The 23,362-nt window shown below is 43.5% G+C and carries 25 protein-coding genes; 8 read left to right on the top strand and 17 right to left on the bottom strand.

Going from position 1 to position 23,362, the window contains the following annotated elements; translation table 11 throughout:
• Positions 1-19: 19 nt before the first annotated feature.
• The 3 genes from BM232_RS02390 to BM232_RS02380 all read right to left on the bottom strand — a co-directional run bounded on the left by BM232_RS02390 (position 20) and on the right by BM232_RS02380 (position 4,057).
• Positions 20-406, bottom strand: coding sequence for a YybH family protein (locus tag BM232_RS02390; protein WP_091711591.1), 387 nt, complete (start codon positions 404-406; stop codon positions 20-22).
• Positions 403-1,935 (bottom strand): carbon-nitrogen hydrolase family protein, encoded by a 1,533-nt coding sequence (locus BM232_RS02385; RefSeq protein ID WP_091711590.1) that lies wholly within the window; start codon positions 1,933-1,935, stop codon positions 403-405. The genes BM232_RS02390 and BM232_RS02385 overlap by 4 nt, the downstream gene beginning before the upstream one ends.
• A gap of 151 nt (positions 1,936-2,086) precedes the next feature.
• Positions 2,087-4,057: a methyl-accepting chemotaxis protein gene (locus BM232_RS02380; RefSeq protein ID WP_091711589.1), complete on the bottom strand. Its 1,971-nt coding sequence runs from the start codon at positions 4,055-4,057 to the stop codon at positions 2,087-2,089.
• Between the two features lie 259 nt (positions 4,058-4,316).
• On the opposite strand from BM232_RS02380, the gene BM232_RS02375 reads away from it, so the two are divergent.
• From BM232_RS02375 to BM232_RS02365, 3 genes are all read left to right on the top strand, one after another.
• The gene (locus tag BM232_RS02375) at positions 4,317-5,090 is read left to right on the top strand and encodes a response regulator (protein WP_245752798.1); all 774 of its coding nucleotides are present in this window, start codon (positions 4,317-4,319) and stop codon (positions 5,088-5,090) included.
• Between the two features lie 216 nt (positions 5,091-5,306).
• Positions 5,307-5,543, top strand: coding sequence for an SDR family NAD(P)-dependent oxidoreductase (locus BM232_RS15180; protein WP_091711588.1), 237 nt, complete (start codon positions 5,307-5,309; stop codon positions 5,541-5,543).
• On the top strand, positions 5,540-6,100 hold the full coding sequence (locus BM232_RS02365; protein WP_091711587.1) for an SDR family NAD(P)-dependent oxidoreductase: 561 nt from the start codon (positions 5,540-5,542) through the stop codon (positions 6,098-6,100). Before BM232_RS15180 ends, BM232_RS02365 begins: the two co-directional genes overlap by 4 nt.
• 57 nt (positions 6,101-6,157) lie before the next feature.
• On the opposite strand, the gene BM232_RS02360 is transcribed toward BM232_RS02365, so the two are convergent.
• On the bottom strand, positions 6,158-7,375 hold the full coding sequence (locus tag BM232_RS02360) for an MFS transporter (RefSeq protein ID WP_091711586.1): 1,218 nt from the start codon (positions 7,373-7,375) through the stop codon (positions 6,158-6,160).
• Between the two features lie 208 nt (positions 7,376-7,583).
• Here BM232_RS02360 and BM232_RS02355 point away from each other — a divergent pair, with 208 nt between their 5' ends.
• Positions 7,584-9,986 (top strand): mechanosensitive ion channel domain-containing protein, encoded by a 2,403-nt coding sequence (locus BM232_RS02355; protein WP_245752797.1) that lies wholly within the window; start codon positions 7,584-7,586, stop codon positions 9,984-9,986.
• 73 nt (positions 9,987-10,059) lie between these two features.
• On the opposite strand, the gene BM232_RS02350 is transcribed toward BM232_RS02355, so the two are convergent.
• From BM232_RS02350 to BM232_RS02310, 9 genes are all read right to left on the bottom strand, one after another.
• On the bottom strand, positions 10,060-10,554 hold the full coding sequence (locus BM232_RS02350) for an aminoacyl-tRNA deacylase (RefSeq protein ID WP_091711585.1): 495 nt from the start codon (positions 10,552-10,554) through the stop codon (positions 10,060-10,062).
• Positions 10,555-10,752: 198 nt separating this feature from the next.
• Entirely contained in the window at positions 10,753-11,016 is a 264-nt protein-coding gene (locus BM232_RS02345) for a Txe/YoeB family addiction module toxin (protein ID WP_091711584.1), read from the bottom strand.
• Positions 11,009-11,263, bottom strand: a complete 255-nt coding sequence (locus BM232_RS02340; RefSeq protein WP_091711583.1) for a type II toxin-antitoxin system Phd/YefM family antitoxin — start codon at positions 11,261-11,263, stop codon at positions 11,009-11,011. The genes BM232_RS02345 and BM232_RS02340 overlap by 8 nt, the downstream gene beginning before the upstream one ends.
• Positions 11,264-11,386: 123 nt before the next feature.
• A complete protein-coding gene (locus BM232_RS02335; protein ID WP_091711582.1) occupies positions 11,387-12,097 on the bottom strand; it encodes an HNH endonuclease in 711 nt (236 codons plus the stop codon).
• A 103-nt stretch (positions 12,098-12,200) separates the two neighbouring features.
• Positions 12,201-12,704, bottom strand: coding sequence for a hypothetical protein (locus tag BM232_RS02330; protein WP_091711581.1), 504 nt, complete (start codon positions 12,702-12,704; stop codon positions 12,201-12,203).
• Entirely contained in the window at positions 12,697-13,434 is a 738-nt protein-coding gene (locus BM232_RS02325; protein ID WP_091711580.1) for a tRNA threonylcarbamoyladenosine dehydratase, read from the bottom strand. The genes BM232_RS02330 and BM232_RS02325 overlap by 8 nt, the downstream gene beginning before the upstream one ends.
• 70 nt (positions 13,435-13,504) lie before the next feature.
• Complete coding sequence (locus BM232_RS02320) at positions 13,505-15,553, bottom strand: transglutaminase TgpA family protein (protein WP_091711579.1); 2,049 nt, start codon at positions 15,551-15,553, stop codon at positions 13,505-13,507.
• Positions 15,540-16,442: a DUF58 domain-containing protein gene (locus tag BM232_RS02315; RefSeq protein WP_245752796.1), complete on the bottom strand. Its 903-nt coding sequence runs from the start codon at positions 16,440-16,442 to the stop codon at positions 15,540-15,542. The genes BM232_RS02320 and BM232_RS02315 overlap by 14 nt, the downstream gene beginning before the upstream one ends.
• Before the next feature lie 62 nt (positions 16,443-16,504).
• Positions 16,505-17,416: an AAA family ATPase gene (locus BM232_RS02310; protein ID WP_091711578.1), complete on the bottom strand. Its 912-nt coding sequence runs from the start codon at positions 17,414-17,416 to the stop codon at positions 16,505-16,507.
• A 129-nt stretch (positions 17,417-17,545) separates the two neighbouring features.
• Here BM232_RS02310 and BM232_RS02305 point away from each other — a divergent pair, with 129 nt between their 5' ends.
• The gene (locus tag BM232_RS02305; protein ID WP_091711577.1) at positions 17,546-17,836 is read left to right on the top strand and encodes an encapsulin-associated ferritin-like protein; all 291 of its coding nucleotides are present in this window, start codon (positions 17,546-17,548) and stop codon (positions 17,834-17,836) included.
• Here BM232_RS02305 and BM232_RS02300 read toward each other — a convergent pair.
• The gene (locus BM232_RS02300) at positions 17,833-18,600 is read right to left on the bottom strand and encodes a TatD family hydrolase (RefSeq protein WP_091711576.1); all 768 of its coding nucleotides are present in this window, start codon (positions 18,598-18,600) and stop codon (positions 17,833-17,835) included. The genes BM232_RS02305 and BM232_RS02300 overlap by 4 nt on opposite strands.
• A 33-nt stretch (positions 18,601-18,633) precedes the next feature.
• Between BM232_RS02300 and BM232_RS02295 the strand changes: the two genes are divergently transcribed.
• Together BM232_RS02295 and BM232_RS02290 are read left to right on the top strand one after the other, a co-directional pair.
• Entirely contained in the window at positions 18,634-19,074 is a 441-nt protein-coding gene (locus tag BM232_RS02295) for a hypothetical protein (RefSeq protein WP_091711575.1), read from the top strand.
• 22 nt (positions 19,075-19,096) lie between these two features.
• Complete coding sequence (locus BM232_RS02290; protein ID WP_091711574.1) at positions 19,097-19,567, top strand: hypothetical protein; 471 nt, start codon at positions 19,097-19,099, stop codon at positions 19,565-19,567.
• Here BM232_RS02290 and ggt read toward each other — a convergent pair whose 3' ends face one another.
• Both ggt and trhO read right to left on the bottom strand, forming a co-directional pair.
• Positions 19,568-21,232, bottom strand: a complete 1,665-nt coding sequence (ggt, locus tag BM232_RS02285; protein WP_091711573.1) for a gamma-glutamyltransferase — start codon at positions 21,230-21,232, stop codon at positions 19,568-19,570. It lies immediately after the preceding gene.
• A gap of 1 nt (position 21,233) precedes the next feature.
• Complete coding sequence (gene trhO / locus BM232_RS02280; protein ID WP_091711572.1) at positions 21,234-22,226, bottom strand: oxygen-dependent tRNA uridine(34) hydroxylase TrhO; 993 nt, start codon at positions 22,224-22,226, stop codon at positions 21,234-21,236.
• A gap of 185 nt (positions 22,227-22,411) precedes the next feature.
• Here trhO and BM232_RS02275 point away from each other — a divergent pair, with 185 nt between their 5' ends.
• Positions 22,412-22,819: a hypothetical protein gene (locus tag BM232_RS02275; RefSeq protein WP_091711571.1), complete on the top strand. Its 408-nt coding sequence runs from the start codon at positions 22,412-22,414 to the stop codon at positions 22,817-22,819.
• Here the strand turns inward: BM232_RS02275 and mepK are convergent.
• Positions 22,816-23,358, bottom strand: coding sequence for a peptidoglycan L,D-endopeptidase MepK (gene mepK / locus BM232_RS02270; protein ID WP_091711570.1), 543 nt, complete (start codon positions 23,356-23,358; stop codon positions 22,816-22,818). The two genes, BM232_RS02275 and mepK, sit on opposite strands and share 4 nt — an antisense overlap.
• Between the last annotated feature and the right edge of the window lie 4 nt (positions 23,359-23,362).

Raw genomic sequence — 23,362 nt, 5'->3', positions numbered from 1 at the left:
TTGTTAAATAAAAACTGAGTTATTTGCTCTGAATAATGGCATGCCCATAAGAGTTATCAATCGCACATCGCCAGATATCATCACTGTTTTTGACAAATACATACGTCGCTTGTCTTGTGGTCGTTTCAGCACCGGGAGCAGAGATAATGGTGTTCGCCAATACAAGGGCGGTATCGCCAGTTTCTAAAATCTCTAGTGCCGCTTGTTTGACCTGTAAACCATGCTGGAAATAAACGGCAATTTTTTCAAATGCCTGACGGATCTGTATTTTGCCAACGGCATTCATACCGGGTTGAACGACTAACACCGCATCGTCAGTATAAATATCTAATAATGTATCAAAGTCTTCCGCCATAATGGCTTCGTCAGCTGCTTTAATCTGACTAATGATGGGATGTTCTGTCATTTAATTTTGCCATTCCAATTAAGTGAATAGAGTTCAGTTCGTCTGTCTTTTAGGTTATTCACTGAGCCTTCACTTCGGGTCAGTTTGAGTTTGTCCAAGTCTAAATCAGAGAACATGATCATTTCGGTATTAGGCGTGGTTTCTGCCATGACAGCATCGTGTGGATAGGAAAAGTCAGAAGGAGAAAACACCGCTGCCTGAGAATACTGCACATCCAGATTTTCTACCTGAGGGAGATTACCGCAGCTGCCACAAATCACCACATAACATTCATTTTCGATGGCGCGGGCCTGAGCACAATGACGTACCCGTAGATAACCATTTTTGGTATCAGTCCAATAGGGCACAAAAAGAATATCCATATCTTGCTGTGCCAACAAACGAGCCAGCTCAGGGAATTCGACGTCATAACAGATTAATATACCTATACGACCAGCATCTGTTTCAAAGACCTGTAATTGGTCACCGCCTTCAATTACCCAGTCACGACGTTCATGTGGAGTGATATGCACTTTGGTTTGTCTCTCAATCGTGCCATCACGACGGCAGAGATAACTGACGTTATAGAGAACATCGTCCTCTAATAAGGGCATCGATCCCGTAATCACATTAATGTTGTAACTCACTGCCATTTGCGACATTTCATTCTTAAAGCGTTCAGTAAAGCTGGCTAAAAAGCGGATCGCTTCGGTCTGATTACGTTGGTCGGGACTGAGGCCCATCAAGGGTGAGTTAAAAAACTCAGGGAACAGAGCAAAGTCGCTTTTATAACTGGATAAGGCATCAATAAAATATTCAACCTGACGTAGTAATTCTTCAACAGATTCAACTTCACGCATCTGCCATTGAATTGCCCCAATGCGGATCTGAGTTTTTCGGGTTTCAATCACCGTACTTTCAGGTTCGTAAAAGATATTCCGCCACTCCAGTAAAGTGGCATAGCCCTGTGATTTTTCATCTTCTGGCAAGTATTGCTTTAATAATCGTGTGACCTGAAAGTCATTAGATAATTGAAAGGTCAGAATCGGATCATAAATACGTTTATTTTTAACGGCTTCAAAATATTCAGCAGGCGTCATTTCTTCAGCATACTGGTGATAATTTGGAATACGGCCGCCGGCGAGGATAGCTCTCAGATTATGCTGGCGGCACAGCTCTTTTCTTGCTTCATATAAACGTCGCCCCAGACGATAGCCGCGATAATCCGGATGAATCAATACATCCAGTCCATACAAAGCATCACCATTTTTATTATTCAGAATGGTTTCTTTTTTACTGATTAAATCATCGTAGGTATGCGGGTTACTGAAACGCTGATAATTGACTTGTACTGACAAGGCGACACCGATGATGGTGTCATGATCGATAATACCAATCTGGCCCTCAGGTAAGTCATCAATCAGTTTAAAAATAGTGTGTTCAGGCCAGGCGCCACCAATATCATCGTAAATTTTATCCATCAGACTTTTGAGCTGAGGATAGTCAGATTTTTCCAAATTACGAATCTTGATGTGCAGATCTTCAGGCATAAAATTCCCTTATCAATTGAGTAATACAGCATAGGCGACTCATTAAAAATATAAAAGTCGGCGTGAAAAATTTGATAGGGAGATGGGGGATAGTAGGAAATGAATAAAACAGCCAGTCTCTTGGAAGAGACTGGCTGACGTTTCTAATAGATTAAGACACCTGAAACCGCATGACCTGGATTTTGAGTTTTGCACTCAAGTCTGCAATCTCATTATTGGCCTGAGAGATTTGTTGAGACGCTGTAGCATTATTTTCTGAAATAATCTGAATATTGTGGACGTTATTATTAACCTCCTCGACAACGTAACTTTGCTCTTCTGCTGCTGTAGCGATTTGAGCATTCATTTCTGTGATGGATGACACAACAGAGGTGATGCTATTTAATGATTCAGTTGCCAGACTGGTTTTCTCAGCCAGAGCACTGACGCTGACCTTATTAGAATCCATCGAACTAACAGCATCGTCAGCATGGGATTGCAAGGTGTCGATAAGTTGTTCAATTTCCAGTGTTGATTCTTGTGTTTTTTGTGCCAGTGAGCGAACCTCATCTGCCACTACAGCAAAGCCTCTGCCTTGCTCGCCAGCACGGGCAGCTTCTATCGCTGCATTCAGTGCCAGTAGATTGGTTTGCTCAGCGATGCTTTTGATAACGTCTAATACGGTTTCAATGTTGACACTGCCTGTTTTCAGCGTTTGGATAACATTAGATGAATCCTCGATTTCATTTACTAAACGTTCGATAGATTCCACCATCTGCTTGATCACCAGCTGTCCGGAACGTACTTCCCGATCACCATTAGATGCTGCCAGAGAAGCCTGTTCTGTATTGGTGGCAACTTCTCGAACAGTGGCTGTCATCTCATTAATGGCGGTAGCGACCAGACTGGTTTCATTTTGCTGTTTAAGAATGTTCTGCGTAGAGTCTTTTGTCACACTGGAGGTTTCTTCAGCGGCAGTGGAGAGATGCTCAGTTGCCAGTGCAATCTCTTTTATCAGCTGTTCCAGTTGTGCGACAAATTGATTGAAATTATCAGCAAACTGACCAAGTTCATCTTTGTTATCAATTTTGATACGCATGGTCAGATTGCCGTCAGCCACTTTATCCATAACGCCTTTCATTTTTTCAATCGGGTTAACAATACCTTTAGCCAGTTTGAAAGAAATAAATATGCCGGCAATTGCTGCAATAATATAGACAAGATAGCTAAAGCGTTCCGTTTTGACGATATTGGTTTTTGCTTGTTCTCCTTGCTCAATCATTGACTTAAATACACTGTCTTTCAGAGCTTGCGTTTTACTGGAAATGATAGGGCCATTTTTATCCAGCACATTATTGATGGCATTGTTTCTTTTGGTAATAGCTGTGACTAGTTCAATAAACCCGTTTTTATATTCATCGATTTGTTTAGCTGCTTCATGAGCAGACTGTAAGCTTTGGCTATCCGTTGTGTTTAAGAGTAATTTTTCTAACCATTGCTGGGTAGCTTCAAGTTCTTTTTGAGCCTGATTATCATCATCGATGCTATTGGTATCTAAATACTTGAAGACATAGAGTCGTGATAATAAAAAAGACTTAAGCGTTTCCCCGGCATAAAAGGTGGCTTCTATGTCATAGCTGTTATGAGCAGAATTCAGTATGCCATCCAGCTTTTTCTCAGCTGACTTTCCATTTTTGTTTAAATTGTCAGAAACAATGCCATTTCTGATCGACATATTGGTGACGACATCATTATGAAAAGCATCATCATAAAGGCTATTTAATTGCTCAATCTCACTTATCAGCTTGAGGCGATCTGGTGCTTTAATGTCTGCCTGAGCAGTGGTAATAAGCTGATGTAACTCTTCAGCTATTGCCTTAAATTTTTCTACATTACTGTTATCTGAAGTCTTGATATAGTTTTTTACCTGCAGCCTTTTTGCACTCACTTTCTCCATAATTTGTGCGGCTAAATCAGTATCTGGTGCCAAGTTATAAACAACATCATCAATGTTGTTAGAGACCGTTTTGAGATTTGTGGTGATGACAATCAGTAGGATAGTCAGCATCACAGTCATAATAACCGGTGGGATCATCGATTTTTTCATCACCGATGCATTGTGATAAATATTTATGAGGTTCATATTTATTTCTAAGAAAAAGGCTACCGTTGTTGAGGTAGTGTTGGAGGGGCTCCTTATTCATAACGACATTGGAAAGTGAAAAATTAGTAATTTTAAATGTTAAGTTTTGTTAAGATTGACTAAGGTTCTGATAGATAAATAGAAAGTATGGGAATTGATTGTCATTGATATGTAGGCTTGATGGCGATTTTAGATTATGAAGCTTTGTTTCTTCTTGCTATATTAGCCTTAGCCTGTTTTATAACAACGGAGTTGGACTATGGCTTCAGTGAGTTTGTCAGATTTGTCGATTGTTCTAGTAGAGCCATCTTCAACGCAGCGAAGAATTATTGTCACCCACCTCCAACAGGCTGGTGTATATAACATCGAAGGTGTGGCTTCAGGTATGGAAGCATTAAAAATCATGATGCAATATCCGCCTGACCTGGTCATCAGTGCTTTGCATTTACCTGATATGGATGCGGCAAAACTGATTGCATTGGCACGTAAGATTAAAAGCGAAACCAATATTCACTTTATGCTTGTTTCAAGTGAAACGCGATTTGAAGAATTAGATGATGTTAGACAAGCTGGAATCGTGGCTCTGCTGCCAAAACCTTTTAATAGTCATGATTTGGAAAAAGCCCTCGCCACCACGATTGATTTCATGGAGCCTGCACGGCTTGAGTTAGATAATTACGATATTACAGCGCTTAAAGTGCTGGTTGTTGACGATAGCCTGACTGCCCGAAACCACATTACCCGGGTTTTAAAAAATCTGGGGATGAGTGATATCTCCAAGGCGAATGATGGTCAGCAGGCGGCAGAAGTGGTTAAAAATAATGAGTTTGATCTTATTTTTACCGACTTGAACATGCCCAATATGGATGGCAAACAATTAGTGGAATATGTGCGTAACGAGCTCGATAATGCGTTTATTCCTATTATTATGGTGACCAGTGATGATGCTGCTCGTTTGGGCGAAGTGAAAGCCGCAGGCGTGACCGCCATTTGTGATAAACCATTTGAACCAGAGCGATACGACAATTATTAGTCAGAGTGCTGGATGCTGATTAAATTATCAGCCATACCAGTCCTCTTCTCGTCTTAGCTAAAAAACCGTTCTGAATCGATTCCATAGGTTACTTTTAAGTAACTAAGTCTCTGAAAAGTGCCGTCTTGCGGCACTTTCTTATCCTTCCTACGATGTTTCCAACAAGCAATGTATTTCGTTGCTTTTAATTATTTCAAAAGATTAGAGGAAACAATCATGGCGGGTAGATTAGAAAATAAAGTCATTTTAATTACGGGCGCTGGCGGCGGACTGGGTAGTGAGCAAGTTCGGATGATGGCAAAAGAAGGTGCCAAAATTGTTGCTGCTAATCTAAAACAGGATCCGATCATTGCTGATGGACAACCTGCCGATGCTCTCTGGAATAAAACACTTAATCTGGTTGAAGAAATAAAGCAGGACGGGGGGAAGCGAGTGCTGTTGCTCTCGATGTGACCAAGGAACAAGACTGGGTTGATGCTGTGACGGAAACCCAAAAGCGTTTTGGCTGTCTGGATGTACTGGTCAACAATGCAGGAATTTATTATCACGCAGGCTTACTTGAGCACACTGTCGAAAAGTTTTACCAGATAGTCAATATAAACCAACTTGGTGTTTTGTTAGGAATGAAAGCGGCGGTGCCTGCAATGCAACGCGCTGGTGGTGGTTCTATTGTTAACTTTTCATCTATCTACGGCATCGCCGGAGCAGGTGTTTCAACCGCCTATCAGAGTACGAAAGGTGCTGTCAGATTAATGACCAAATCAGCTGCGCTGGAATTTGTTGGTGACAATATCCGGATCAATGCCATTTGTCCCGGCATGTTTGATACCAACTTATTTGAAAGCAGTGTGCCAAAAGAAGAATGGGATGCACTTATTTCAATGGTGCCGATGAAACGCTTTGGTAAACCTCATGAAATTGCTTACGGTACGATCTTTCTGGCCTCTGATGAGTCGTCATTTATGACCGGCACAGACTTAGTGATTGATGGTGGTTATACCTGTCCTTAGTTGATTATAAATACGACTCACTAAATCACCCAGAGCCCAAACAACGAAGTATTGGATTCAGTTGTTTGGGCTATTGTGTGCTTCTCTTATCGGCCCTTGTGCCAATATCCAGGCGATGACTAAAAAAGTCAGCATGCCTAACAAGATACTCTGGAAGCTCACGCCAGCATCGATCATAAAACCTAAAAAGGCTGGTGCAATACCAGTAGAAAACACTAAAAAGGCCGACTTCAAGGAACGCACCTGACCTAAGTGATCGCGTCCCCATAGTCGCACTAATAAGGTATCGCCAATCGGTGAAGACATACCTAATGCTGTACCAGCGCCGAGCATTAAAATCCAGATGCCTGCATCGCCGCCAATGGTAGCGGCAATTAATAAGGCCAGAGCAAACGGAATCAAATAGAGTTTGGCCAATGTGGTGGCACCGTATTCATCAATCCAACGGCCACCTAATAATGCTCCGGGAAAGCGGGCAATACCCAGTCCGGTTAATGCTAAAGCATAGGTTGTAGGACTGGCGAGTAAGTCCTTTGTCATCTGAGCCTGATAGATAAAAATACCGGTCAGCGTGATGGGTAACACCATCAGCAGTGGCAGTAATAACCAGAAACGCAGATCACGGGTTGGGCTGGGGCCCGCGTCTTTACGTTGTTTATGTTCATGTTTTTGACGTGGAGCAGGTGGCCAGTCAACAAACAAAATCAGTAAAACCCAGAGCCCAATAAGAACAGCTAGAATACTCCACCAGACCTGTTGCCAGCTAAAACTGACAGCCATTAAAGCAATGATTGGAGGCAAGATAATTTCACCTGTCGGCATACCGAGCGTGACCAGGCCCAAAGCTTTACCACGATTAGTGGAGAATTCTCGTCCGGCCAGCGTACTACCAAAATGCGTCATCAATCCCTGTCCACATAACCGCTGCAAGCCGAGACCAAAAATACATAAGCCCCACCAAGGTGATAAGGTGAGCATTAATACACCAATAGTTAAGACGATGAGTACGCTCAGTACATAACGACGCGGGGCTATCCAGTCGATTTTTGGCCCAAAGTGCATAACCAAAAAACCACTGATCATAGTAATCACAGCATATATAGAGCCAAATTCACCAGCGGAAATATTTAGGTACTCGCTAATATCTGTGCGAAATAAACCAATAAAAAAGCTTTGCCCAAGATTGCCGGTAAACACTGCCAGGTAAGCAGCAGCAATCAGGCCAAAATGATTTTTTAAAAGTCCGCTGTAACTGAGTCGGTTCTCAGAGTCCATAGGAATTCCTGTCTGAAAAGAATCTTTGATAAAAAAGAGGGTAGATTATTTTTTATTCTATTCTACCAGTCTGGTATTCAATGCAATCACCACATTTATTGATTGTCATGAGTGTGTTCTAATTTGTATCTAAAGTGCTGAGTTGTTATGTTTGCCAGCCGTTATCTTTTTCGCAATATATAATCTGGCTTATCTTCAGGAGAACTTTGTGCCAAATGTTCGAACCTATTTTTTATTGCCGCAACTATTCTTTCTATTTGTGTTTTCACTGGGCTTGGCGATACCAACGCAATCAATGGCTAATACTGCTGCCCCGTCAGCAACAAGCGTGCAGCAAACAAAAGCAGAAGAATCACAAGCCGATGTTTATCGAAGTTTAGCCAACTTAATTGAGAATCCTGAAACGCGTGATAAGTTAATCCAAGAATTAAATACTCTGTCAGAAAATGCTGGTCAGCAAGATGGCAAAGGGTCATCTGACAGCACTAAAAAAGCAGAAGATAAAAAGTCTGAATATTCCCTAGCCGCTGCTATTGCAGAGCAAAGTCAGTCGGTTGTTCAAACCATGATGTCTACGCTTAAAGGCAGTTGGGATGCGATTAGCTCTATCTGGACCGGACCTGATAAAGCGACTCAAGGTTGGTTCAGGGATCTCATCACTACGGCAACTGTCGCTGCAGCAACGATTCTGAGTTTTCTCTTATTCGCGGTGCTGGCGCAGTTTATTTTCCGTAGCACCAATGACTTCGCTTTGCGTGAGCATAATACGCATGCCGTCATCATTAAAGTCACAGCGGTCAGCATTGCCACAGTTGTACGTATTGCTGTGGTGGCATTAGCCTGGTTAGCAGGTTATGGCGTGGCTTTGTTAGCGGTAGGAAAAGTCGGGGAAATAGCTGTTTCTGAAACGCTGTTTTTAAATATTTTCCTGGCTGTTGAACTGACAAAAGTACTAATAAGGGCGATTTTTGCATCTAGAAATGAAGGTCTGCGCTTACTGTCTATTTCCACAGAAACCGCTCGTTACTGGTCGAGCTTCTTTTCTATCATCGTGTCATTAGTCGGTTACGGTACCCTGTTTATTGTGCCTTTTCTGGCCATGTCGATTTCAGAAAGCCTGAGCCAATTAGCCAATCTTCTTATTGTTCTCTTTACCGTTATTTTTGCTCTAAGCGTCATCTATAAAAAGAAAAATACGGTGAAGGAGCAGTTAATCGCTACAGCTGAACGCAGCCATTTTGGCGTCAATGATGTGACCTTAAGAATATTAGCCAAGACCTGGCATTGGTTTGCATCTATCTATTTTCTGGTACTGGGGACAGGGCTTTTAGTTAAATCAGAAGACGCTTTACCTGTTATTTTATTAGCGACAATAAAAACCGTTGTGGCTGTTCTGGCGGGTATAGGCGTGATAGCTTTATTGGATATGGCCTCTGAACATGGCATTAGCCTGCCTAAAGCTCTCGAGCAGCATTTATCAAATGCCGAGATGCGTATTAATGAGCAGTTACCTCGTGTATTTAAAGTCTTCAAGCTGATAGTTGTTGTGCTGATTATCAGTGCCATTCTGGATGCCTGGGGCATCGTGAATTTAGCAGAGTGGATCAGCTCTGCAACGGGCATGCACGTCATTACCTCAGCGATTTCGATTTTCTTAATTGTGTCTGCTGCGATGCTGACATGGATTGTGCTGGCCAGTTGGATTGAGCATCGTCTGAATCCTGAAGAAAGTGGTCATATGCCTAGCGCCAGAGAGAAAACGCTGTTGACCATTTTCAGGAATGCAATTGCCATCACCATTACGGTGATGACGGTTATGATTGTGCTGTCCGAATTGGGTATTAATATTGGGCCGCTGATTGCTGGTGCGGGTGTGATGGGCTTAGCGATTGGTTTTGGTGCACAGAAACTGGTTCAGGATGTGATTACCGGTGTGTTTATCCAGTTAGAAAATGCGATTAATACCGGTGATGTGGTGACGGCAGATGGTATTACTGGTGTTGCTGAAAAACTGACTATTCGCTCCCTGGGCTTACGTGATTTGTCCGGTACATTCCATATCATTCCGTTTTCATCTGTTACCACCGTATCTAATTACATGCGTGGGTTTGCCTATCATGTGGGTGAGTATGGTGTCGCTTATCGAGAAGATACCGATGAAGTCGTTATCAAACTTCGTGAAGCCTTTGCCGAGCTAATGTCAGATGATGACAATCGCTCGCAAATTCTGACGGAAGAACTGGAAGTGCATGGTGTCACGGCGTTGGCTGATAGTTCGGTTAACGTACGTGTCAGAATCAAAACGCTACCGGGCAGCCAGTGGAGTATTGGTCGCGCCTATAACCGTCTGGTTAAACGCCATCTGGATGCCGCTGGTATCGAAATACCATTCCCACATCTCACTTTATACTTTGGTGAGGACAAAGAGGGTAAAGCACCAGCAGCACCGCTACGTATGGTGAATGAGCTGGAAGTGAAAGAGTTGTCACATGGACATGATGATGTTGAAAATGAACAGCATTCAAATTCACATGATGAAAAAACAGAGAAAAGCTCAAAATCGGCAAAATCCAATCCAAGCCGGAAAGGAGATTTTGACGATGCTGATTAAAGTTTAGATTTAAGCCATAAAAAAGGGCTGGCATTGAAAGATGCCAGCCCTTTTTCTTTATAAATACAAGTATTTATTCTTTAACAAAGGTACCGCGATCGACATCAGCCATTACTTTTTGTAAGTCAGCTGAGGTTAATCCCAAGGCGTAACCTAAGACGCCACTGCCAATCACGACATTATCAAACTGAGCCACACTCTCATCGAGTAATACAGTGATGCTGTCAGGTAAGGCAATCGGTGGTACTGCACCCACCACATAGCCTGTGGCTTCCGGCACTTCATCAAACTCTGCCATACGCAGTTTTCTCTCTTCCAGATGTTTTCTCAGAATACCCCAGTCAGCACGACCACCGCCGGCAACCGCCAACAATACATAATTATCGGAACCGGTTTTAAACAGCAGACTACGCACCACAGATTTTGGATCATGTCCCTGACTGCTTAACAGCTCTTCCAGATTACGCACCGGTTTTTTATCTTCGGTTAGTGGAATTTCAATCACTTCAAACGCAATACCTTGTGCTTCAAGTAAATCAGTGACGGGAGAAGAAATCGGCGTACTCATTGTGCCTCCTGTAAGTGCCATAGTTAAGTTTGGATATTAGTCAGTCAGTGTACAGTGAAAATCAGATTTTTGAAGTAGGTGTATTTGTTGGATTTCATGCTTCAATCCAACCTACGAAAGAGAATTTTTTTATCGTGTAGGTTGGGTAGAGCGTTAGCGAAACCCAACGATTGATGATTTTCTTTTCGATATGGCAGCTTAATAGTGATAACGGCAGGAAATAATGGTGATTGCACCGTCATCTACGGCATAGACTAATCTGTTGGTATCGTCGATTCGCCGTGACCAAAAGCCAGACAAATTTTCTTTTAAGGCCTCTGGTTTTCCTATGCCTTCAAATGGGGAACGTTGAACATCTGCAATCAATTTATTGATTCGTTTAAGCGTTTTTTTATCTTGTGTCTGCCAGTATAAATAGCTATTCCATGCTTCATCTGTCCATGTCAGCAGTCGTTTACTCATCCAGTAATTTCCGTTCTGCAACTTTTCCCTGTCTATACTGAGCAATCGATTTATTCAGATGCTCAACGTTTGCCGGCGAACGGAGTAAGTGGACAGTTTCCATTAGGCTATTGTAATAATCTAATGACATCACCACGGCATCTTGAGAGTCTCGACGTGTAATAACCGTAGTGTCGGCATCATTGATAACTCGATCTAAAACAGCCTTCAAACTATTACGTGCTTCGGTAAAAGAAACAACTTTCATATCACACCTTAATATGTACAACTTATTGGACAAGTATAGATGCTAATTTAATACATGTACAGAAAGTTGTACGCTTGTTAAGGCTTACTAAATATAAGTGATTTCCTTCCTTTCAAGCAGAAATTAGTTGGAAGTTTTTGTTAATCTCTTTTTGAGTTCTGAGATAGGGAGGGCTGGTGAGATTCTATGAATCATTGCATGACAATTAGGACAAATTGGTTTTAGATCGTTTATTGCGTCTACCTCATACTGCTGTTGTATTTCTCCCAAAGGCTTTTCATGATGAACATGTATAAATCCCTCGCCAATATCTCCATATGTTTTATGAAAATTAAAGCCACAAATATAACAATTGCAACCATAGTATTCTATACAAGCTGTCCGAGCCTTAAGAGAACGCTCGTATGCATTGATTGAAATTTTTTTAGTTGCACCTTCAATATATTTTTGAGGATTTGTGACTTCCTCTGCTAATCTGATATCGAAATTACTCTGTCGACTAAATGCAAAATAGTCATCTTGAATACGTACGAGTGACTTGTCCTCAAGCTTTTCATCAAAGCTTTTAATTTTTACTCTGCCGTCCTTTGTTTTTCCGAGCTTCATATTGAATATTTTTAATTTGTATCCATGATGTTCAATTAGCTTGATATGTTCTAGTGACTGCTTACGACCCGGTCCTTTCCAATCATTGTCAAAAATTAATCCATCAGTATTTATATCCCATAAGCCAAAAATCACGAATTTCTGATCATGGTTAACAAAAGACCAACTCCAATTCCAATTCTTGCAGTTAGCACCAACTGATTCTATAAATTGTTTTCTACTTGTCATGTCAATTCACTGTTTAGAGGATATTGAATGTATTTAGAACGATTGCTAATAGATAATCATAGCTTATAATCTTAATGATGTTAATTTGTTGAAAATAATGGAATTATTGGTTTCTAAACTTCCAAGTGATGAGCTGCTCTGAATCGATAATATTAAAGTGTTGCAGCCACTGTCGAGCATCATCAGCATCTTGCTCAAACCAGGCCTTAGCACTGCCGAGGCGAAAGGTGTAACCCCAACGATCCATATCTCTGAGCATACGAGCCCGGCCCATTTGCTGGATATGGCCAGCTAATAGAATTTGCAGATAACAGACGCCGTTTTCTTCATCGTAATCACCTTCGGCATCGGTGTGTAAATTGGCACGACGTTCTGGATCCATACAGATGTAGTGACCGGCTTCATGCAACACAGAATGAACCGGGGTATCTGAACGGACGATGAGTTTATTGCCAATCAGGCCCGCTTCACGTTCACCAAAAAAGCTGCCGGGAATGGTTTCATCACTTGAGATTCTTTCTATTTCCAGTCCGTATTTGCTGAGTAAGGTCTGGAGTTGCTGCAACATAAAGTCGTTGCAGTTAATAACATCTATCGGATCAGACACGTCGTGAGTCACCGATAATATGATTGATAACCAGACCTGCTAAGGTTAAGCCAAAGATAGACGGCATATAACTGACCGTGCCGTTAACCGCACGTGCACGGCCACGGCTGACAGGTTCTGGTGGCAGAGGCGGGAGTGGTGCTTCTAAGGAATACACAGTTTGAATACCTCGGCCTACGCCACGTTTACGTAATTGCCCACGCAGGTGTTTGGCGAGTTTACAAATGGAGGTATCCATTAAATCGCCAGTTTTGACTTGGGTGGGATCGAGCTTGCCACCGGCCCCCATGCTGGCAAATACCGTCATCTCATTACGCCATGCGGTCTCTAATAAAGCAGCTTTACTGCTTAAGCTATCAATCGCATCGATCACCACATCATAGCCTTGCGATAATACGGTGGGAATCGACTCTGGCGTTAAAAAGTCGGTGATTAAGGTGACCTGACAGTCCGGGTTAATATCTTTAATACGATCAGCGATGACGTCAGCTTTTAATACATCCACAGTCGAACGTAGCGCAACAAGCTGGCGGTTCATATTCGAGCCTGACACCACGTCATGGTCAACCAGTGTCATTTTACCCACGCCCATTCTGGCTAAAGCTTCTGCTGTATAGGAACCGACACCACCAATACCGGCAAGAAAAATATGGCTGTTTTGCAGCTTTTCGATGCCTTCATCACCAATCAAAATGTGAGTGCGTTCGAATAGGGGATTGGAGTGTGTCATGCGTGTTCCTTAAAGCCAACGAATCTGGGCTGCCTATTTTCCGTAAAATCACACAGCTTGGCAAAGTGACTTAGCGTCTTGGCTTAAATGTTTTTATTTGTTCACGCAATGAGGACAGCGTCTGCTCATCCTGCTGACGATAACGCCATGTGGTAAATAAAGTGGTAATACTGTCGATTTGCTGTTGATACTCGGGCAAAGCGACTTGAGCACGTTGGGCAAAATCTTGAGGACCTTCGTAGTCGGCTTTTTTTATCCCCAACCGGGCTAATTTCTTACAGAATCGTTGATATAAAACAACGGCAGGATCGCTAGATGATCGCTTAAACCAGATACTGAGCGTCATGATGAGTCCGCTTAGAACGAATAAGATCGTCAAGACCAGCGTCATTTTCTTCCAGTTCGGATTGGTCATTCCTAGTTTTGATAACAACTCAAGCTGGCGTTCCGGGCCGAAAGACACCACCCACATATCCCAGGCAGTATTAAATGCGTTCCAGTTATTTTTGAGACTGTTCCATGCCGCGACAAGTTGATTATTATTGCCCAACATCGCCGGTGATTGTCTGCCAGGGGGTAAGAATCGACCAATGCCTTGTTCGATACGTTGATGTGAGACTGCGGCTGTCGGATCAACTCGCACCCAACCTTGTTTTGGTAACCAGACTTCGCTCCAGGCATGGGCATCACGTTGTCTGACGGTGAGAATATTATCAACGGGGTTAATATCTCCTCCCTGATAGCCTGTGACGATACGCGCCGGAATACCTGCCGCTCGCATCAACACAGTAAAGCTGGCGGCATAGTATTCGCAGAAACCTTCTTTAGTGTTGAATAAAAACTCATCAACCGTGTCGCCATTGAGTCTGGGCGGGCTGAGTGAATAAACAAAGCCATCGTTTTTGAAAAAGTCTAAAACAGTGTCGATATATTGCTGCGGGGTAGCAGATTGCTGCTGCCATTTTTCAGCCAAAGCCCGTGTTTTGGTGTGCTTGTTTTCAGGTAGTTGTAATGCAGCATTGAGGTTGGGATCGGATGCGGCATTGAATGTGTATGAAGGACTGGATGTCAGCGAATACTGGCTGCGTTGTTTAATTGCCTCATTGCTATTTAATTGTCCATCTGTGGTGAGATGTGTCTGAAACGATTGCGGCAGTTTTGTCGGAAAGTCGAGTGCGAATAACCATTTTTTATTATGTGGTTCCAATGTCATCTGGTAGTTATATGATGAGCCTGAGGTTTGAATATTGGGCTTTGTCGACTTAATGTTTTTTTCTTCAATCGGCGACCAGACTGTGCCATTGGTTTTCCATAAAACCGGACCACGCCAGTACAGTTCAGACGCGGCGGGTTTGTCATTATTGTTAAATTTCACCCGAAAAGCGATGGCATCAGATTGAATCAGCTGACTGATTTTACCCATCTGAATCCGGTCATTGATACCGCTTATGCCTTGGGATGGTGGTAAATCTCCCAGGGTGAGTTGATCAGGCATTTGTGCAGATTGGCTGGCATTGGCATCTTGTGGCAGACCCCAGATAGGGCCTGAGATTCGTGGGAATAATACAAATAAAAACAGCATCATCGGTGTCGCTTGTAACACCATTTTGCTGGATAACCATAAGCGTTGTTTGATATTGAGTGCGCTTACCTGACTGTTCACACTGAGTAAGCAATAGCCCAGGCCGATAACAACAACCAGCATTAACATCACCATAAACACACTTTGGCTATAAAAGAAGTTGGTGATAACGACAAAGAAACCCAGAAAACAGCTGAGGTAATAGTCACGCAGAGAGCGGATTTCGACCACTTTAAAGGCCAGCATCATAGTGAGTAAGGCAGCACCAGCATCACGACCAATGGTGAGGCCAAATTGAGCGATCAGCATCACAATAGTCAGCAGGGCTGTACCGTTGTGTAACACTTTTAGCCAGCGACTCGCTGCAGGCAAAGGCCAGCCTTTCCAGTGATGTAACAAACGCCAGCTAATCATGACCACAAACATCATGCCCACCCAAATGGGCTGGTAAATAATGTGTGGAATAGCCGCAATACTCAGTGCCAGAATTAAGGCATTGATAGTCGCTTGTGGTGGTGATAAATCAACGGTTTTCATCAAATAATGCCAACAGTTTTAAACAGTGATGTTGATGAGAAGGACCGTGTGATGCGGTAAGCTCAGCGTTGGGCAAGATCAGGCCATAGCGATCACCTTGTTGCTCTGCCTGACAAATCCATTGGCAGAGCTGAGACAGTTTTTGCTCAGTGTCGTTGATATCAGCCACATCTTCCCAGCGGAATAATAGCTCTCTGCCTTGTGGTGATGAGAACTGTTTACTGCGCATCTGATCATCACGTGCCATTGCTTTCCAGGCGACTCGATGCAGGGCTTCACCTTCGCGGTAGGATCTCAAACCGGCAAATTCATCTTCACCCAGTTGTTCGTATTGATGTGATTCTTGTCCTGCCTGAGCACTTATCGGCAGCGGTTTCTGACCTTTTGCCTGAGGATAAACCAGTACCTGAGCTGGGGTGTCGAATAATGTCCAACACTGAAATAAACCTAGTGGATAGCTACTGGTCAGACTAAGGGTATTTAATGGCTGCCAGCCACGTTTTTGCGTTGGGATAGTCAGTGTAGAAGTGTGGTTACTATTGCCATCAACCACATCTAATAGCTGCAGAGAGTGATAACGTTTGATAAATGGCCAGCGTGATTTTTTTGAACTGATTTTATGTCGGACTTCCAGCTGATAACTGGCGTGTGGCTTAGTGTTGCTTGTTGTTAATCGAAACTGGGCAGATTGGCCGTTAAATACTGAATCTAAAGCTGTCACCGTCAAACTCAGATTTTTGATATTACGATGACTATGATGCATCGCTACCTGACCAAGGCCGACCAACAGAAAGCATAGTAAATGTCCAAGGCTGTTATTGTAATTAATCGCGCCCAGCAACATGACAAGCAACAACACGACATAAGCATAACCATAGGCTGACGGCATGATAAAAATACGATGCCGATGCAGCCATTTTTGCCAAAGTTGGGTGATGCTAGAAACCATCGTTAGGGAATAGGAATCTGCTGAATTATGTTATCCATCCAGTCTGTCTTTTGCGTCTCATCAATCAACTGCAAGCGATGATTCACCACACTGGGCAAAACGGCTTGTATATCTTCAGGTAAGACATGATCGCGACCTTCAATAAATGCCCAGGCTTTTGCAGCGTTAAGTAAACATAAACCGGCTCTGGGAGACAGACCATGATGATAATGACCGGATTCACGTGTGTGTTGCAGAATTTTTTGCAAATAATCAACGAGTGCTTCAGACACGATAAGCTGGCTGGCTTGCTGTTGCAGTGTTAATAATGCGTCGGTTGAGCTGACAGCCTGAAGCTGCTTCAACAACTCACGACGAGATGAGCCCATCAGTAATTGTCGCTCCGCTTTAGCATCGGGATAGCCCAGTTCTATACGCATTAGAAAACGATCCAGCTGAGATTCCGGTAATGGAAAAGTACCAATCTGATGGCTGGGATTTTGCGTAGCAATAACAAAAAATGGTTCAGGCAGGTTTAAGGTTTCGTTATCCACGGTGACTTGCTGTTCTTCCATCGCTTCCAGTAGCGCACTTTGGGTCCGGGGCGAGGCGCGGTTTACCTCATCAGCAAGAATAAACTGGGTAAAAATGGGGCCGGGATGGAAATGAAATCTGGAAGATTCCCGATCATAAACGCTGATACCGATAATATCGGCTGGCAACATATCGCTGGTAAATTGAATGCGTTGAAAACTCAGCCCCATGGTGGCCGCAAGGGTATGAGTCAGAGTGGTTTTGCCTACCCCTGGCAGATCTTCAATCAACAAATGTCCTCTGGCTAACAGGCAGGCCAGGGCGAGTTTTATAGCTTGTTGTTTTCCAATAATAATGTCATTGACGGTATCTAGAATCAGCGAAATATCTTTATTTGCCATGGTTGTCCTGAAGAATTATTTATGGTGTTTTTAACCTCTGATAGTGCCAACTTATCATCGTACATGCTAGTTTTAACATCGTTCACAAGAACATCGTATACAACCACTTTTAAGAGAGAGGAGATTTATATGGCAAGTGAAGGCTATCACGAATCCATCGAAGAATTATCAACTGAAACTCGCGATATGCATCGCGCGATTGTTTCATTAATGGAAGAACTTGAAGCTGTTGACTGGTATAACCAGCGGGTAGATGCCTGTCATGATCCTGAATTGAAAAAAATTCTGCAGCATAATCGCGACGAAGAAAAAGAACATGCTGCTATGATGCTGGAATGGATTCGTCGTCGTGATCCTAAATTTAATGATGAGCTGAAAGACTATTTATTCACAGAAGGTGAAATTGGTCATCACGATTAAACAAAATGAAACAGTTTCTGGCAGTTGGCCGTTGTCGCCGCTGCCAGTGATTGCTCTGATACCATACGAAGCTCAGCCAGCATACTTAAAATCATAGGTAATCGTTCTGGCGTATTTCTCTGCCCTTGATAACCAGACAAAGGCATATCAGGCGCATCGGTTTCCAGCACAATATGCTCTTCTGGTAATTGGCTAAACAAGGTTTTCAACTTGTTTGCTCGAGAGTAGGTCAGGGCACCTCCGGCGCCAAATAAAAAACCTAGTTTTTGATAATGTTCTGCCTGCTGCAGGCTGCCATTAAAGGCATGCACAATGCCGCCGGGAACCTTAATTTCTCTGAGCAGTTTTAATACTTCATCATGTGCTTTGCGAACATGCAGAATTACCGGTAAATTGAACTCAGCCGCTAATTTCAGTTGTGCTTTAAATAGCTCAGTTTGTGCATTTTTGTCAGCATCTGCGATAAAAAAATCCAGGCCGATTTCCCCTACAGCAATAGCCTGATGAGTAATAAGTGCAGAGCGTAATTCATCAATGTGGCTTGCCTGATGCTCGGCCATAAACATCGGGTGTAAACCCAACGCCAGTTTGAGCATCGGATACTGAGCACAAGTCTTAATCAGTGTTGGCCACTGTTTAGCTGTCACACCAGGCACAATGATGTGTTGGATACCTTCCGCCTCACAACGAGAAAGAATTTCCTTACGGTCATGATCAAAGACATCAAAATCGAGGTGGCAATGACTGTCTATCAGGTGCATCATAAAGGTATATTAGCAAACGTTAATGGATGACAGATGAACGATGATATAAAACAAGCCAGCTTGCCGCACGAACGTATGATGATTAATCTCGCCTTGTTTCATTTATTGCTTCCAGTGGCTGCGTTCAGTTCCGGACATATTGCCTGGATTCTGAGCATTGCATTAGTTGGGGCTCTGGTCAGCATAAGCTGGATTGCCTGGAAAGCCAAGTTTGGTCAATATGATAATGTGTTGATTCAGCAGCACTGGCATTTGGCATGGCGTCATGGCAAGTGGTTGCTCATCAGTTATGGTGTGTCTGCTCTGATTATGCTGGTAGCCCTGCTTCTTTCGTCTATTCAGCCGGATCATAATATGGCGACCATTATGCTTGTGGTGTTCAGCCGAATTGCGGCTGTGCCTATTTTACTGATGGTTTTGCTGCTTTTTATGTTGGAAATGACCGCTTTATCTGATGCACGCAAAGGTGCGTAATAATATCAATAGAGGAGTCTTTATGTCTGAAACTGATAACACTGCACATCTTGCCAGTCAGCCGCATGAGCGGATGATGTTTAATATAGCTATCTTTCATTTTCTTTTGCCTGCCGTACTTTTTGCAACGGAAAATCTGTGGCTTATTTTTGGTGTGCCGGTTGCCTGCTCATTGATGATGATTTTATCAATCTGGGTTCAAGCGCACAGACCGGCCAATAAAACCGAACTGGTATTAGCTCACTGGCAGTGTGCATGGCGACGTAGTCGTTTTCTTATCGTGTCCTATATCGTCTCACTCATACTCTTTGTTATCGCCTGGGGAGTGTTACAAGGGCAGGAAGATGCCAATATGCGAATGATTCAGCTGGCGGTTGTTGGCTGGTTTTGTCTGATTCCGATCTCACTGACCGTGGTTGGTTTGATTATTTTAGAAACCAGTGCTTTAGCGCAAGCCAGAAGAGGCATCATGCCGCAACAAATGCGGCTGTGATTATTTTTCCAGCGTGGTGATAGTCGCCTGACCTTCACCACGCGGATCACTGGCTGCACTGAGTTTACGCTTAACTTTGTCTTCAATAATAATGTGCATATCACCGTATTGGCGTGATAGCGGGGTGATGTGATGACCCCGTTGTTTTAGTGCATCCAGTTCCTGTTCGCTAAAGCCAACGTTTTCTACCTGCACTTCATCCGGTAAATATTGATGATGGTAGCGAGGCGCAGTAACGATAGCCTGTGCATTTTTGCCTTCGATAAAATCAAGTACGCTGAGCAACACCATACTGATAATGCGGCTGCCACCAGGAGTACCAGTGATTAATAGATGATCATTATTTTCTACAAAGGTCGGTGTCATACTCGATAGTGGGCGTTTATAGGGGGCGATAGCATTGGCTTCATTACCGACAAGACCATAGACATTAGCTGCACCCGACGGGGCAGAAAAGTCATCCATTTCATCGTTAAGTAATACCCCTGTACCTTGGGCAACGAAACCAGAACCGAAAGGATAGTTAACACTCAAAGTAGCAGCTACCCGGTTGCCTTGACTGTCCATTATGGAAAAGTGGGTGGTATCTTCACCTTCAATGGCTTTACCTACCAGCTCTGAACTAGGCGTAGCATGAACCGGATCAATCGTGTCACTGAGTTGTTTGCCATAGTCAGCCGAAGTTAAGTAGTCAGGAATGTCTATAAAATCGGCATCACCAAGAAAACGGCTGCGATCACGATAAGCGCGACGCATAGCTTCAATCACCAGATGACGTTTCTGTGTGGTTGTGGCATTAGCCAAGTCAAAAGCAGAGAGCTGGTTTAATGCATTGATAAGAACAATACCACCTGAAGAGGGAAGAGCTGCAGAAGTGATGGTATAGCCTTGATAAAGGCCTTTTATCGGTTGTCTCGGCTTGACTTCGTAACGTTGTAAATCATCTAAAGTCCAGATGCCACCATGCTGCTGAACAGCTTCAACTAAACGCTGAGCAATATCACCCTGATAAAAACCTGCTGTGCCCTGTTCGGCAATGCTATTAAGCGTATGCGCTAAATCAGGTTGTTTAATGATGGTGCCTACACTGGGGACTTGTCCATCCTTAAGAAACTGCTGACGGCTGGCGGCATATTGGCTTAATACCGGCAGCCGAAAGCGTGCCATATCTGTGTAGTGCTGACCCACTGCAAAGCCTTCTAAAGCATAACGAATAGCAGGTGCCAGACTTTGTTTAAGAGGCAGTTTGCCATAGTGCTCACTTAGATAGACGATGCCAGCAGGTACACCGGGAATGCCGGCAGCAAGTGGGCCATTGAGGGAGCGGGATTGTTCGAACTCGCCTTGCTGATTGAGATACATTTCCGCACTGGCTTTACCCGGTGCCATTTCACGGCCATCTACCATAATGTCTTTATTGGTTTCTGCCTCATGCAGTAACCAGAAACCGCCACCTCCCAGACCAGAGCCAGCAGGTTCAACAACAGCTAATGCCGCGGTGACTGCCACGGCGGCATCAAAGGCATTGCCACCTTGTTGCAGAATCTCAATACCCGCTTGTGTGGCTAATGGCTGAGCACTGGCGACAGCAACATCATGTTCGCTTGCCCATACTGGGGTAAACCATAAACAAAAACCAAGACAGAGCAGGTGGAGTAGACGCATATCAGGCCTGTTTCTTAGCCGCTTGACGATCTAATTCGCGGCGTCGTTTCTTCTCTGCGCGATGTTTTTCAACCGCTTCCTGAGTTTCTACGCCGATATGCGCTTCGCCGCGTTGCCTGGCCAGTTGAATTTGCTTTTCACGCTCAGCGTAGCGGGCTTTTTGTTCAGGTGAGGTTTTGTCGTAACAATGCGGACAGCTGACGCCTTTTTGATAAAGTGGGCTTTGTTTTTCTTCTTCAGTAATTGGCAGGCGGCAGGCGTGACATTGATCATAGTCACCCTTTTCTAGATTGTGATTCACCGTGACGCGATCATCAAACACAAAACATTCACCTTGCCACATGGATTCTTCTGCAGGGACGTCTTCCAGGTATTTCAGAATGCCACCTTCCAGATGATACACCTCGTCAAATCCTTGCTCTTTGAGGAAAGCTGTCGATTTTTCACAGCGAATACCACCTGTACAGAACATAGCGACACGTTTATGTTTTTCAGGATCCAAGTGGGATTTTACGTACTCAGGAAACTCTCTGAAACTGTCAGTCTGTGGATTAACCGCGTTTTTGAAGGTGCCAACCTGAAATTCATAATCATTACGGGTATCAATCAGCAACACATCTGAGGCAGAAATCAGTTCATTCCATTGTTTGGGTTTCACGTAAGTGCCCACTGCTTGTAGCGGATCAATACCTTCCACACCCATGGTGACGATTTCTTTTTTGAGTTTGACCCGGGTACGCATAAACGGTGGGGTATCAGTAAATGATTCTTTATAACTGATTGGATCCAATCGCGGGTCATGCTGAAGGTAAGCAAGCAAGGCATCAATGGCTTCTCTTGAGCCTGCAATGGTACCGTTAATTCCTTCTTGTGCCAGTAATAATGTGCCGCGAATCTCGTGTTCGAGCATGAAATCTAGTAATGGCGCTTTTAACTCGGTGTAATTGTCTAGCGTGACAAATTTATACAACGCACAAACGACAATATGGGACATGGTTTTTCCTGAAACTAAAATAAATCTCGTTATTTTACGTTTATTTAACGTCGCTGTCCTGCTATGAATAATTCATAAAAAGCCGGGCGAATTTACCGTGTCGGTTTGTCAGTATTACGGTTAATATTTTTGTCACACTCAAAAAGCAAATCAGGCGATTAATTAGGAGTGTTGGAGTGAACACAATGGTAGACAGGGAACAGCTTAAACGATGCAACCAGCAATGGCAGGAAGATGATCAGCGCTGGCAGCGGGAAATTGAACATTGGCAACATTCAACGCAGCGTATGGTAGCGCTTATTTACTTACTGGAAAAATCCTTACCCGAGCACTCATCGAGTATTGAAAGTCATAAAAAACGTATTGATGAGCATAATGCGGAAATCATTCATGATGAATGTGGTCTTGATGAACATTGCTTAGACACGTGTCCCAGCCATATTGAGCTGGAAAAACACCAAAAAATGCATCGAAAAATGCATCAAAGACACGAAGAAATGAAAAAAGAGCATGAACGTTTTTCGCGTAATTATCAGAAGCAAATGCAGCGTGTCAGGGAACTGGCAGAGCGATTACTGAACGAGTTAGATTAACCTTGCCAGTGCCGTGGCCGACCAGTATCGAGATGGATAAAATTCGATTTTGGATAATACCCCACACCACCGACATTCAACTCTAGTGCTGCTTGACGCAGTTGACTCAGTTTAATGTCTGATAGTCGAACATCAATTGCTTTGCCGACCATATGTAAACTTTTCTTCGCTACACCATCAGACGTTTTTCTAAGCATGGAATTGGTCTGACTGGAACGATAGCCGGATATGATTTGAAAAGGACTTTTACTGCCAAGCTTGGTATGTAACACATTAAGAAGATCAATCAGATGTCGGTCGATGGGCATTTGCTCGCCAGTCCGATGATCACGCAGAATATGATTTACCTGTTTCAGTGCTTCGGGCTGATAAAACCCTTCTTCCCAGTAGGTCAGCTCAAGTTTTTCACCAGTATGCAGATTATCAAAAGCAATATGTCTGGGCGGCTGTTTCAGCTTTTCTGCCAGTGACAAAGGCGCCTGTAAAAGCAATGTTGAGGTCAGCCCCCATTGTAGAAACTGTCGTCTTGATGTCTGCATCAGC

The organism is Methylophaga sulfidovorans (assembly GCF_900114205.1).
GTDB classification, from domain to species: domain Bacteria; phylum Pseudomonadota; class Gammaproteobacteria; order Nitrosococcales; family Methylophagaceae; genus Methylophaga; species Methylophaga sulfidovorans.
Note: the sequence above shows the minus strand (reverse complement) of the source record. Positions and strands in the feature narration are given on the sequence as shown.